The sequence below is a fragment of the Dolichospermum sp. UHCC 0260 genome, assembly GCF_009711985.1.
Classification (GTDB): domain Bacteria; phylum Cyanobacteriota; class Cyanobacteriia; order Cyanobacteriales; family Nostocaceae; genus Dolichospermum; species Dolichospermum lemmermannii.
Map to the genome: position 1 here is coordinate 46,771 of NZ_VIKZ01000024.1, position 13,214 is coordinate 59,984.

At 36.8% G+C, this 13,214-nt stretch carries 13 protein-coding genes; 8 read left to right on the forward strand and 5 right to left on the reverse strand.

Annotated features, from left to right (window positions below):
- Positions 1-11: 11 nt before the first annotated feature.
- On the forward strand, positions 12-533 hold the full coding sequence (locus tag FJR08_RS11345; RefSeq protein WP_168633225.1) for a tetratricopeptide repeat protein: 522 nt from the start codon (positions 12-14) through the stop codon (positions 531-533).
- 21 nt (positions 534-554) lie between these two features.
- A complete protein-coding gene (locus FJR08_RS11350; RefSeq protein WP_168633226.1) occupies positions 555-1,370 on the forward strand; it encodes a DUF3153 domain-containing protein in 816 nt (271 codons plus the stop codon).
- A gap of 2 nt (positions 1,371-1,372) precedes the next feature.
- On the opposite strand, the gene FJR08_RS11355 is transcribed toward FJR08_RS11350, so the two are convergent.
- Together FJR08_RS11355 and FJR08_RS11360 are read right to left on the reverse strand one after the other, a co-directional pair.
- On the reverse strand, positions 1,373-2,005 hold the full coding sequence (locus FJR08_RS11355; RefSeq protein ID WP_168633227.1) for a hypothetical protein: 633 nt from the start codon (positions 2,003-2,005) through the stop codon (positions 1,373-1,375).
- Positions 1,980-3,206: a sulfite exporter TauE/SafE family protein gene (locus FJR08_RS11360; protein WP_168633228.1), complete on the reverse strand. Its 1,227-nt coding sequence runs from the start codon at positions 3,204-3,206 to the stop codon at positions 1,980-1,982. The genes FJR08_RS11355 and FJR08_RS11360 overlap by 26 nt, the downstream gene beginning before the upstream one ends.
- 688 nt (positions 3,207-3,894) lie before the next feature.
- On the opposite strand from FJR08_RS11360, the gene FJR08_RS11365 reads away from it, so the two are divergent.
- Positions 3,895-4,317: an ATP-binding protein gene (locus tag FJR08_RS11365; RefSeq protein ID WP_168633229.1), complete on the forward strand. Its 423-nt coding sequence runs from the start codon at positions 3,895-3,897 to the stop codon at positions 4,315-4,317.
- Between the two features lie 186 nt (positions 4,318-4,503).
- On the opposite strand, the gene FJR08_RS11370 is transcribed toward FJR08_RS11365, so the two are convergent.
- Positions 4,504-4,725: a hypothetical protein gene (locus tag FJR08_RS11370; RefSeq protein ID WP_168633230.1), complete on the reverse strand. Its 222-nt coding sequence runs from the start codon at positions 4,723-4,725 to the stop codon at positions 4,504-4,506.
- A gap of 73 nt (positions 4,726-4,798) precedes the next feature.
- Between FJR08_RS11370 and FJR08_RS11375 the strand changes: the two genes are divergently transcribed.
- Complete coding sequence (locus tag FJR08_RS11375) at positions 4,799-5,188, forward strand: hypothetical protein (RefSeq protein WP_168633231.1); 390 nt, start codon at positions 4,799-4,801, stop codon at positions 5,186-5,188.
- A gap of 332 nt (positions 5,189-5,520) precedes the next feature.
- Here the strand turns inward: FJR08_RS11375 and FJR08_RS11380 are convergent, their stop codons facing one another.
- Together FJR08_RS11380 and FJR08_RS11385 are read right to left on the reverse strand one after the other, a co-directional pair.
- On the reverse strand, positions 5,521-7,278 hold the full coding sequence (locus tag FJR08_RS11380; protein WP_168633232.1) for a serine/threonine-protein kinase: 1,758 nt from the start codon (positions 7,276-7,278) through the stop codon (positions 5,521-5,523).
- A gap of 111 nt (positions 7,279-7,389) precedes the next feature.
- The gene (locus FJR08_RS11385; RefSeq protein ID WP_168633233.1) at positions 7,390-8,931 is read right to left on the reverse strand and encodes a YcjF family protein; all 1,542 of its coding nucleotides are present in this window, start codon (positions 8,929-8,931) and stop codon (positions 7,390-7,392) included.
- A gap of 341 nt (positions 8,932-9,272) precedes the next feature.
- On the opposite strand from FJR08_RS11385, the gene FJR08_RS11390 reads away from it, so the two are divergent.
- The 4 genes from FJR08_RS11390 (at position 9,273) to FJR08_RS11405 (ending at position 13,198) form a co-directional block, all read left to right on the forward strand.
- Complete coding sequence (locus FJR08_RS11390; RefSeq protein ID WP_168633234.1) at positions 9,273-10,982, forward strand: ATP-binding protein; 1,710 nt, start codon at positions 9,273-9,275, stop codon at positions 10,980-10,982.
- An 87-nt stretch (positions 10,983-11,069) separates the two neighbouring features.
- Positions 11,070-11,567, forward strand: a complete 498-nt coding sequence (locus FJR08_RS11395; RefSeq protein WP_148762407.1) for a DUF937 domain-containing protein — start codon at positions 11,070-11,072, stop codon at positions 11,565-11,567.
- Positions 11,568-11,774: 207 nt separating this feature from the next.
- Positions 11,775-12,467: a magnesium protoporphyrin IX methyltransferase gene (bchM, locus tag FJR08_RS11400; RefSeq protein ID WP_148762409.1), complete on the forward strand. Its 693-nt coding sequence runs from the start codon at positions 11,775-11,777 to the stop codon at positions 12,465-12,467.
- A gap of 464 nt (positions 12,468-12,931) precedes the next feature.
- Positions 12,932-13,198: a hypothetical protein gene (locus tag FJR08_RS11405; protein ID WP_168633257.1), complete on the forward strand. Its 267-nt coding sequence runs from the start codon at positions 12,932-12,934 to the stop codon at positions 13,196-13,198.
- Positions 13,199-13,214 lie beyond the last annotated feature (16 nt).

Here is a 13,214-nt window from a genome sequence, read left to right on the forward strand (position 1 = left end):
ACAACTGACCAATGACCACAGAAAATTTAGAACTCGCTAAATCTCATTATCAAATGGGGACAACTGCTTTTGAAAATGGTCAATATCGGAAATCTGTAGAAAATCTAGAAACAGCCAGCGCCCTATTAGAAAAAAATACCCATTTTGCTGGTGAAATCGAAATTTGGTTGGTGAATGCTTATGAAGCTGCGGGACGTTCGGAAGAAGCGATAAATCTTTGTCAACAACTCCTTCGTCATCCCCATTATGAAATTCGTCAACAAGCAAAGCGCCTACTATATATTTTAAAAGCGCCCAAACTTAACAGACCTAAAGAATTGATGACAGAAATTCCCGATTTGGACATAACTTCTGATCACAAATCCAAAATAGTTGTCACTTCTCAATCTAAAAAATCTACATTTAAACAAAAACCTGGAGAACGAGAATATATTGACCTGAATACAGTCAATACTAAAGATAATAATTTTGTTTGGGTAGCTTTAATTGCTATTGGTTTAACAATTTCCTATTTAGTTTGGTTAAGTTTTTAGTAAATAAGGAGAAATTTAGTCATGAATGTATTCACTTTCATTAAGGTGATATTACAGTTAAGCAAATCTGTGTTTTTTTTAATTAGGAAAATTGGAAAATTTACCAAAATTAAACCTATTGTATTTATGGTAATTTTTTCTTCATTACTATTATCTGGTTGTGTAAAGTATGATTTAGGAGTCAACTTTAACAGCACTAATAATGGTGAATTAGTACAACATATTCAATTATCGGAAAAAATCACTATTTTTAGTAGTGATTATCTATCACAATGGTTAAAAACTTTAGAACAACGAGCGCGACAATTAGCAGGTTCAACAGAGAGAATTTCACCATCAGAAATCGTTGTTAAAATTCCCTTTACCAGTGCAAAGGAATTACAAGAAAAATTCACTGGCTTTTTTAATACTCGAACTGATGAAGATGGTAATGGTTCGGAAATATCAAATATTACTTCAACTTTAGTTGCAGAAGATACGAATTTTTTCCTATTTTCCAGAAATCATTTAGTTTATGATTTAGATTTGCGTTCTTTGGCTATGCTGACCACTAAAGGTGATAGTTCTATTGTCAATCTAGACTTTAGCCTACAGACACCTTGGGGAGTCAAGAATATTGAAAATGATGAAAATGCTATCCAACCAGAAAAGCATGGTAATCAACTGCTATGGACAATTAAAGCAGGGGCTATAAATCATGTAGAGGTAGTTTTTTGGTTGCCGAATTTTCTGGGAATTGGGACTTTGTTAATTATCGGATTTGTGTGGTTAGGATTATATCTGAGATATACATTTTTACCAAATCCAAGTATTCAGTTAACTGCCAAAAAAGACTAACTTTAATTATTCTTCTTCATTGTTTGCACCAAGAAAACTAAAATCCCTCCAGACAGCAGCAAAATTCCCAACCAAATCAAAGGTTGTGCTAATCCAATTGTTGTTCCTTGCTGATTCTCATTTACACTTAGCCTAGATTGAAGAGTATCTATATTCTTTCCTGTAGCCACAGTGACAACAAACTTTAACTCAAAAGGTTTAAAACTTCCTTCAGTCACAGGTTTACCACTTAATTGCAACTGATAAGCCCCTGGTTTGGGAAAAGTTACTTCTGCCCCTGGAATGCCTTGATAACGTTCAGCTTGAATAGGTTTTAATGGAGGTTCAAGTAATGCTGGTTCTCCCACTGCATGAGGTTCAGCATAAATAGCCAACTGACAATTACAATCTTTTAAAGGAATTACCTTACCACCTTTCCGAGTCAGGGCAAACCAAGCTTGAGTAACTTCTCCAGCGCGAGGATTATCATTAGGTTCTATATGGATAGTAGCACCAACATCTGCCGATATTTTCACCGTATGGGCTAAAACTTGAGTATTTGTAGTAACTATTAAACCAAATAAAACTAATAATAGATACTTGATTTTGTGTGCAGGAGAAATAGTTAATTTACCGCGATTTATTGGGAGGAACATAAAATTTTTCTAGACGTAAACATAACCAAGAATACCGCGAACGGATCAACAATACAGCTAAGGTAATTAGACTCAGTAACACGGCTGCTAATTGGTTTTGCCAACTTAATCTTACAGCCCCCAGATAATGAGAACCAATCATAACCGTATGAATAGCACTCAATAACAAAGCTGGTACACTCAAAAGATGAATATGCCGCCAATGTTTACCTAATGACTTTTGCATAACATCAAAACTTGTACAAGCCGCAGGGAGCATTAATACCAAAGCCACAGCCCCAGCACTCATTCCCCACTGAAATTCTAACGGTAAAAACCAAAAAGCGGTAAGATTCCAGTCTAGTGAGTGTTCAAGATTATGGATAGTATGTACTACCGAAAGCACAAAAGCCCCAACGCCCAACGCCCGACGGTAACGCAGAGGTGCAGACCAAAAACTATTTACAGGCCGGGCAATCAATGAGAGATTTAAACAAATTAAGGCAGCGTGTCCGCTATAGTCCATCATCGTATCCCCCGTCCGCAATAGGGTAATAGCACCAATAATCAGAGTTACCCACCCACCCAAGCGAAATAATTGACTCCGCTGATCTTGACTAATTAACGCCGTGGAAACACCTACGCCCAACATGATGGGTAGTGTGCCAATTCCAAAAGCTAACATTGTTGCTGTAGCTTGCCACAAATTCCCTGTAGCCGCAGCTTTAATTTGAGCCGCATATAAAAAACCACAGGGCATTAATCCCCAAGTCATGCCTAAAAGTGCCGGTGTCCACCATTGAGTTTGTGAAGATAATTTCAGCATGGCCGCACTCAGACGGTTGTGTAAATTCCCTTTTAATATGGGGTGTAATAGGGGTATACGCGGTAAAAAATCGGGTTTAACTTGCCCTAAACCAAACCAAATCAGCATTATACCTGTAATAATAGCTATCCACCGCCGCAAATCACTACCAACTCCCGCCAGTTGTCCACCTTCTACTAATACTGAGCCTAGTGCGCCAATACCAGCACCGACGAAGGCATAACTTAACATTCGCCCCAAATTTAGTAATGTATGAAATTTTAATTGCTGTTGCCAACTTGGATTTTCCTGCTGCTTGGACAGAGAAAAAGCTACAGTCAGGGGTCCACACATCCCAAAGCAATGTCCAAAACTGCCTAGAAACCCCAGAAGCGTTATGAGTAATAAATCTAGCATATTTTTGATGGGAACTGGGAATTGGCAATTGGGACAGTATACCTTTTACATCTCTTATCATGATGTTTATGTGTTTGAAAAGTATATGGCGATTAGAAAGATGCCTCCGGCTCCCGTCAGGGATACGCTACTACAAAAACTAAGTCCACCTGCGTGGACTAATCAAAAATCAATGTTTTTAACCCACGCAGGTGGTCACTGAGCTTGTCGAAGTGTGGGTTTTGTCTGTGTAGACGCGGTTTCCAACCGCCCAGAAATGTATGAATTTAGATTTTTCACAGGTTCGGCACAAATTACAGCACTTCCCGGTGTTATGAGGTACATATCTAGCGGGCAAGACTTGTACTGAGCTTGTCGATAGCGCAGCGTGGCGTTAGCCATAGTATGCCCGCACCACAAGAGTTTCATGATTCAACTTTGTACCTCATAAAAGCGGAAACCGCTGTATTATTAATTCTACGTCTACTTTGTTAAAATAAACTCTTTTAGAACTAAGTAGGTGAACGGAAAAAAACCGTAGACGCGAAGCGGCTTCTCGAAGAGTAATATGTAACGAAAAGTAAAATCGCCCAAACCCTCTTCACTCTTGCCTCTTGCCTCTGGTTACTGAGCGAAGTCGAAGTATTGCCTCAAGCCTAGTGCCATAACGACGATTTTCAATGCTAACCTACTTAGTCTTGCCATTAACATGAAAATATTACTTGTAGAAGATGATCAACGGATTGCTAAACCCTTAGCCGAAGATTTAAAACATCAACGTTATGTTGTAGATATTGCTAAAGATGGAATTGAAGGTTGGGAATATAGTCAATCAACACTTAACTATACTTCTATTCAAGGGACAATTGAAATTACAAATCGTCGGCTAGGTTCTCATCTCTACGTCAGTGTCAAAGATATAGGTGTAGGAATTGCTCTAGATAATTTGGAAAAAGTTTTTGATAGATTTTGGCGAGCCGATGAATCTCGCACTTATAATTGTGGTGGTTCTGGTTTGGGTTTAGCTATTGCTCAAGCTATTGCTAAAAAACATGGTGGATTAATTACTGTTAAGAGTGAATTGGGAATTGGTAGTTGTTTTACAGTCCGCTTATTATCTACTTCAAAATGAAGTATTTATAAAAATATATCATTAAAAAATTAGATTGGGTTTAATAATTACCCAACCTAATTAAATGATAAAAACTAAATTGTCAAATACATTCTTGACTGATAAAATATTGCATCACCTGATAAATTCATTCTATTTCACAGGATGATGCAAATCGTAGGTAAAAGGGTAAAATACAAGAAAAAATTATTTTTTAGGTGGTGTGGTATGTGGTGTGGTATGTGGTGTGGTGGGTTTAGCTGTGGGTTTAGTTGTGGGTTTATGTGTAGGTTTTTTACCTTTTTTTGTCACTGAGTGGTGGTGATGATTAGATTGAACTTCGGCTGCAAAAGCATTCTGACAGATTCCACCCAAAGTTAAGAAACTGATTAAACCAAGACTAAAAATGGCTTTAGCTGTGCTTTTCATTGTTTAAAAATTACAGATATTAATCAAGAATTTAAACCCGAAAATCCGCCAATTTACAAAACTAACTAATAAAATGTACTTATTAGATAACGCTATTGATAATAAAGATGCCCAAATAGCAATGCGTACTGCTAATCAAATTACTTTTATCGTTGCTAAAATGAATAAAAATTTCCCTAAAAAAATACCAGTGGAAGTTACTTTATTAAACTACTATGAACGAGAATTAGAAATCTGGATTCCCACAGGAAATAAACCATGGTTAAGTAAAACATCGAAAAATATAAATCGCACTTGGTTATCTATTCGTCCTTTAGTTTTAGCTCATGGTGATACAAGAGAAGCACATAAATTTGACCTGTTAATAAATACTCTTAATCATGCTTCATTATTTAATGAGTATACACAAATTACCACTTTATTACAAAAAGAACAGGATAATCTAGAAAAAGTATTTCAATGATCAAATAGAGATGCAGCAAAGATTTATAAAGAATCACCTCCAGCCTAAAAAATAACTGGAGGCTATGATTAAAGACATTGGAATGTGGACTAGTTCAACTGTAAATCTAACTTGATCTTTAGAAGATTGTCTCTGTCTATAGGAAAGTTTAAATTTAATTTATTTCCGTCTAATTGAATAGATAAAAAAAATACCCCCAGTTGTGAACCGAGGGATTCTGCAAGTCGGAATTATCGCACAAAGACATTCGCGTACCCAGAATAGCAATGCAACAACGGAAAATAACCATGGGGGGAATTGGTAAAATTATCTTCTATTCCCCATTTCTCAGCTTAATTACGAATATTTACTTCCTGTAAATAATCTTCTGGTTGAAGAGATACTCTCCGCTGAATAGGAGTGTTTTGTCTTTCAGCAAGGGGAACTGTTTTTAGGATAGCTAATTCTTGTTGCTGATTACGTAGACGTAACTTGTGGGAATATTCTTCTAGTTTGACTCTTGCTTGTGCATAAACTTCAGCATCTTTAGGAACTCTTTCCAGTAGTTTAATTGCTGCGAAAAAGTTACCTATAGAGGCTTGATTGTGAGCTTGATATAAATAGTATCCTGATCTAACTTGACGTTTTTGATTGTACTCAGCTAATTTCTGTTTAACCATAGCACCAGCAGAACTTTCTTCAGGTATTTGCTGTAGATAATATAAAGCTGTTGAGAAATCTCTCTCCTCGGCTTTTGCATAAGCTTTGGCTAATAAGGATTGTGTTTGGGCTTCAATATTTAATTTTGCTTGTGCAACTAGGGGCTGAATTTTCGATTGCCAATATGAATTAATTGGAACTTTAGGTGCATGATATAATACGTCTGTCCATCGTCGTTCTTTTAAGGCTTTTTCAGTGAGAACATAATGTTTTGCATCTTTTTGCCATTGGTTTTGCCATTCTTCAATTGAAGCTTGAGCTTCTGGATAAACATTACTATTAAGGGGGATTGACCGAGCTAAATTAATGGCTTTTTGTAAATCTCCAGATTGATATCTGGCTATGGCTTTATATAAAATTTCTGTAGCTGAGTAAGCTTGAGAATTGTTAAATAAAGAATATACTCCCAATCCTAGTAGAACCGAATTAATTAATAAACCTAATCGCAGTCCGGCTAGTAATGGTTGGGATTTTTGATCTGTCGTTTCAATAGTTTTATCAGATAATTGAGACTCTGCTATTTGTATTTCTGCTGGGTTATTGTCCCATTCTATATGCTTGAGTAACCATAGTGCTTCATTGGCAGATTGAAATCGTTCTTGGTGTTGATAGCGGATCATCTGATTGAGGAACGCAACTAAATAATCATTGATAGAGGTGTCATGATCACACCAAATAATTTCATTAGTTTCAGCATCAATTTCTAATTCTAAGGGAGATAGTCCTGTAATAGCTTGAATAGCAATTATTCCCAAGGAATAAAGGTCACTATTGGGTTGGGTTTGACCAATAAATTGTTCTGGGGGAATGTAACCTAATGATGCGACAGGAATTTGATCTATGGAAAATTCTGTTTCAATACTAGAGTCTACTGGTTGAATTGAGCCAAAATCAATTAATACTAATCTGGCATCTATAGCTCGTCTAATTAAGTTTTCTGGTTTAATATCACAATGAATAAAGCCTTGAGAGTGAATAAATTCAAGAATAGATAAGGCATCTTCTAGAAACTTAATAATATCAACTTGACTCCATTTACCATGACTTTCAGGATCATGAGGTAATTCTGCTGCTAAAGACTCTCCAGGAATAAATTGTTGGACTAAATAAAACCGCTCATTTTCTTCAAAACAGGTAATAAGTTCCGGAATTTGGGGATGACGACCTAAATGTTTGAGGGTTTCAGTTTCTGTTAAAAACCGCAATCTTAGGTGGTCAAAATAGGAAGTAGATTGATAGTGATTCACTTTCAATTGTTTGACAACATATCTGGGTTTTTCTGGGTGGTACATATCCACAGCAATAAATGTTTGTGCAAACACTCCTGCACTAAGTGGTTGCACAATTTGGTAACGATCTTGTAATACTTGGCCGATCATCTGGTTGGTCATGATCTAGTTAGTCAGAAATCCTTATATATCTTTTCTGACATCGGCTGCTATTTTCCGGAATTATAGGCAATAATTCAGTATGTGAAATATTCAATAATTATTTCAGTATTTTTACTTATAATCTTCTTTTTCTGCAAAGGTATCAGTTAAAGGTTTGACGACCTTAGCGATCGCTTCTTGGACAAAAACTTTGATAAACTCATCACGGCGATTAATCTGAAACTGTTGTTGCACAACTTCTGTCATTCCCCCATCACCCCAATCTTGATCATGACGAAAATACTCGATAAAGCTTTTCCCAGCAATGCGGGTTAAATATGCGGCTGTCACTCCTTGAATTGCCCTCCCTACAATAAAAGTAGCCACATTAAGTTGCAAAGCCGTTGATAATAATTCAATTGCCCCTTTAACGATACCTAAACCAGCAATAGTTTTTCCTAAAGATAGGGCTAATTCTTTACCTCGTTCCATGTTTAAATCACAACCATAAAGCCTGCCAATTTCTACTACCATTTGGGCATTAACAGCAGCGGTTGCGAGTAAATCTACCATCGGTAATGGTGTGACAGAAACTACACCCGCACCAATCCATTGATAACGATCTACAATCTTATCAGCTTGGCGACGACGTTGAGAGTCTATAAGTTTGCGAGCTTCTTCTCCTAAGCGCAGAGATTGTAAGAGAATATTATCTGCTACTAAATCTTCACCTTCAGCGCGTAAAATAGAGGCCATGCGCCGTAACAAGGGGATAATATCTGCTTCTGGTTGGAAGGTTTCGCCGGTTTCTAATGCGGCTATTTGGGGATTAGCAGCGATCGCTACCACATCATTAGTAGCAATAAAGCTGCGTACCCGTTCCCGCAATCTGGCTAAGATCACTTCTATATCAGTCTCCGTGTATAAATCTGTTTTATTCAGCACTAAAAGCGATCGCTTACCAATTTCCGCTAAACCCCGCAGTGGTTCATATTCAGAACGCCGTAAATCATTATCTACCACAAATAACAATAAATCCGCTTCCGTCGCTAAAGCCCTAGCCAGTTGTTCCCGTTCCGTACCCGCTACTCCCGGTTCTAAAATCCCTGGAGTATCAGTAATTAAAATCTTCCGTTCCAAACCCTTCAAGCGCAAACAATAGGTTTCTCCCACCTGAGTTGTTCCCATTGGGGCATTCACCTCACCAACTATCCGCCCCATAATCGCATTTACCAGAGAAGTTTTACCGGCACTACCCGTACCAAAAACCACAACTTGAATTTCCCCTCTCGCTAAATTCGTTTCAATTTCCTTAGTGCGACTTAGCAAAGCTTGACGTGTCACCTCATCTTGAATTTGGGCTACCTGTTGACGTACCGCTTGCAGAGTCGAAGAAGCCGCATCAGATTTAGCCGCAGGAATTTGGGCAGAAGTCACTCTTGGGCGTTGACGACGGGATTTTGCTTCTCCCTTCCGCAGCACCAATACATAATAAACAAAGGCAGCAATTAAACCACCAATCAGTAAAACTAGCAGTAATAATAGTAAATTACCCAACAGCGGAGAATAGGACAACTGCCAGTACAACCGGGAAAGAGAATCAATTAGCCATAGGGTTAACGCCAAAATGACGATCAGGCCAACAATTAGTGTAACAATACGAGACAAGGGCATGAATGATAAAATTTAGGATCTATACAGTGTTTTTCTCAGCGAGAAAGTAAAAAGCCACAATTTTTGCTAAACTAACATTCAGTTTGTGTGCGGTGTTCCCTTAGAGGATGTTTTAAAAGTTTTTCATGTGTAAACAGACCCCTCTCCAAACCTCTCCCCTACCAGGGGAGAGGCTTTAAAACCCCCATTCCCTTGTAGGGAAGGGGGGAAGGGGGGTTAGGTTTTTGGAGATTATGGGTTTCATATAATACTTTTCAAACAACCTCTTAATGACCGGCTATTAAATTCCGCATTTTTTGTCTCACCCCAATTCATGGGAAAGTTAAAGGCCGAGTCACAATATGAACTTTATCTCTGAATTTAAACATTTTAGCTCTTTAAAAAAATTATTCCCTTCCTTGAGGATCAGACAAAAAATTGTCTTGGGGTATACTCTTTCCCTGGGAATAGCAGTTTTAGGTACATCTGGAGGGTTATTAGTAGGTAATAGCTATTTTCAAAGAGCTAGAAATAAGACAATCTTAATCAATCAAGAAGATATTTTACTCAATAATTTACAAAGAGGAATTTTAGGATCTTTCATCCATCAACAAAAGATTATAGCAACATTAGATCAACCAGACAAGTTACCCAAAGAAATCGCTGAATTAAACACAGAAATAGATAAATTAGAAATTCAATTTACTAAATTTCAAAACTTTACTCAAATCCAGAAAAATGGTAATTTGTCCGATTGGAGTCAAAAATATCAACGAAATATCAACAGCTACATCCAATTACTCAAAGAATTAGTCGAAGAAGTTTCTCAACTGGATGCACAATCAAATAAAAATCCAGAAATAAAGCAGTTAATTTTAAAAAAATATCAAATTAAAAATGTAGAGAAATTTTCTGACTTTGCTTACAGTTTAGAAACCCTAAGAGAACCCATTAAACAAACTAAAGAACAAGCAAATTTAGCTTACAATCACGCATTAAAAGTACAAGATGTGATTATTATTGTGAGTATGGCAACCTCCATATTAATAGCTAATATTCTCGCTTTATCCACCAGTAAAATTATTACTCAACCAATTTTAGAAGTTACTAATATTGCTCGAAAAGTTACCAATGAAGAAAATTTTGATTTACAAATATCTATAAATATTCAAGATGAAATAGGTGATTTAGCCAACTCTTTAAATCTCCTAATTCAACAAGTAAAACATCTTTTAGAAATACAACAAGCTGAATCCCAATCTAAACTAATTCAAAGTGAAAAAATGTCCAGCTTAGGGCAAATGTTAGCTGGTATTGCCCATGAAATTAATAATCCTGTAAACTTGATCTCTGGCAATTTAATTCACGCACACAAATATGTTGATGATTTATTCAGACTTCTGAAAACATATCAATCGGAAATTCCCCAAACACCACCACAAGTGCAAGCTGTAGCGGAAGAAATTGATTTAGAATTTTTAGCAGAAGACATACCTAAACTTTTTCAGTCTATGACAATTGGCGCAGAACGAACTAAAGAAATTGTTCGGAGTTTAAAAGATTTTGTGCGTGTAGATGAAACCAAATCACAATTATTAGATATTCCTTTTTGTCTAGATAGTACATTATTAATTTTGAATAATCGCCTTAAAAATAAAATTAGCGTTATCAAAAACTATGGAGAAATTCCCCAAATAACCGGTTATACAGGATTATTGTATCAAGTTTTCATGAATCTTTTAAGTAATGCTATTGATGCTATAGAAGAAAAATCTGCTCAAAATTCAGAATTTTCACCAGCAATAAACATAACTACTGAACGGCAAGAAAATGACTGGGTATTAATTAAAATTATAGATAATGGTTCAGGTATTCCTCCAGAAAATCAGCAGAAAATATTTGAAAACTTTTTCACCACTAAACCCAGAGGTGTTGGGACTGGTTTAGGTTTAGCAATTACCCATGAAATTGTCGTTAAAAAACATCAGGGGAAAATTACTTTTCATTCTGACTCGAATCAAGGTACAGAATTTACCATATTTCTCCCAATTTATCATTCATCAAGATCATGATCTTGATTTTATTCGGTGACTCCTGATTGCTCAATTCTGCTGTATTATTAATAATTAGGAGATATTAAAAACAACAGGAAAAAATTAATGGGACTGTTTGATCAAATTCTGGGTGCGGTTAGCAATTCCAATCAACCAGGTGGTTTGGATAACTTGATAAATATTGCTACCACAGTGAAACAATTAGGTAATGGCATTGGTGCAGACTCTTCCACCATGCAATCAGTTTTATCAGTAGTTGGTAAACAAGTACAATCATCTTTACAGGCAAAACAAACCAGCGACGGAAGTGAATCTGTACAAGATTTAGTCAATCAATTTGCCGGCACTTCCGCCGATTCCCAAGCTGTAGATACCTTATTTTCTCCAGATATTCAAGCAGAAGTAGCGAAAAATGCTGCCCAGGGTACTAGCTTAGATGTGAGTACAATTCAACAATTATTACCAAGTTTAGTGCCTTTAGTCTTGAGTTTCTTACAATCTGGTGGTAATCCATTACTAAATCAATTTCTAGATGCTGACGGTGATGGTGATGTGGATATTGCTGACGCGATTAAATTAGCTAGTCGGTTTTTAAGAATTTAACACTGGCTGGAATTTTTGTCGCTGAGAATCCACTGATACCAAATTAAGATCAAGCTGCATAGAATCAGATTTCAAGAATAATTGACCGCAGATAAACGCAGATAAGGACGGATGAATTCATGGATTTCATGATTCTGTGCAGCCCTACATATAATTGGGATGACAAATGATAGTTTTAGTAATTGTGAATAATTAACAATTGAGTTTATGACCGCAGCCGACGATAAAACAATAGTCCGCGAATACTTCAACTCCACAGGTTTTGATCGGTGGCAACGCATCTATGGTGATGGTGAAGTCAACAAAGTCCAGCTAGATATTCGCACTGGACATCAGCAAACTGTGGATAATGTCATTGGCTGGTTAAAAGCTGACAACAATTTACCATCATTATCAATTTGTGATGCTGGTTGTGGTGTGGGTAGTCTGAGTATTCCTCTGGCTATAGATGGTGCTAAGGTCTATGCCAGCGACATTTCCGCTAAAATGGTATCAGAAGCCCAGGATAGGGCTGTCATGGCTTTGTTCAATACCGTAAATCCCTCTTTTGCGGTACAGGATTTGGAATCTTTGAGTGGCAATTATCACACTGTCATCTGTCTAGATGTTCTGATTCATTATCCTCAAGACAAAGCTGATGAAATGATTTCTCATCTATGTTCTTTAGCTTCAGACCGAATCATTCTCAGTTTTGCCCCGAAAACCTTCTTCCTAACAATCCTCAAAAAAATCGGTACTTTCTTTCCTGGTCCGAGTAAAACCACTCGCGCTTATTTACATCGTGAAGCTGATGTAGTCAAAATTCTGCGAAAAAATGGCTTTTCAGTCCAAAGACAAGCTATGACGCGGACAAGCTTCTACTTTTCCAGTTTATTAGAAGCAACTCGTCCATCTGCTTAGGTGGCAAATTACAATTGATACTTCATATTCCCGATTTCTTAGAGAAGTCGGGAATTTTGTTATATTTCAATTTAAATGTATTATAATTAGAGCTTGCAAGGAAAAAATTTTTCCAAGTCTTGCAAAAAGGAATATATTAATCTATCTTAAGGAATATATTAATGACTTATTGAACTTAATACAATATGTTTTTAATAAATTAGAGAATAACTAAACGTGAATAACTGCCTTCAATCTCTACTTATGGGATCAAGCCACGCTAAACTATCAGCAGGATGTAGTAATTTTATCCATACCATTCTGAAAAAATAGAGGAGCCGTGGGGATTTTCCTCAAGGCAATGTGGGATACCACCTTTATCAACTCAGTTAGTAATGTTCTACTGGACATTCACAATATCTCAGATGTCAGGGAATGTCTCGGTTAAAAGTATCAGTAGTTGAGTAAATGGAGAAAAAAGAATGATGAGTAAAGAAGATTTTCTCTATCCCCGTGGTCGCTATTATGGTCATGTAAAACTAGAAAACTTGGTATTCAACGCGAACTTACAGGAATTTGCCCAGAAAGTCAGTTATATCTGCAATTTAGAAACAGGTGGCAAGATCTCACCAGATGAGGCTTATTATCAAATTAAGTTACTTTGGAAGCAATTAAAGCACTCAAAGAAAGAACTGAAAATCGGTGAACAACCTTTTCAAAGTAACGGTTCTGAAGAAGGAACTGACTACTGACAACTGTACGGGCGAA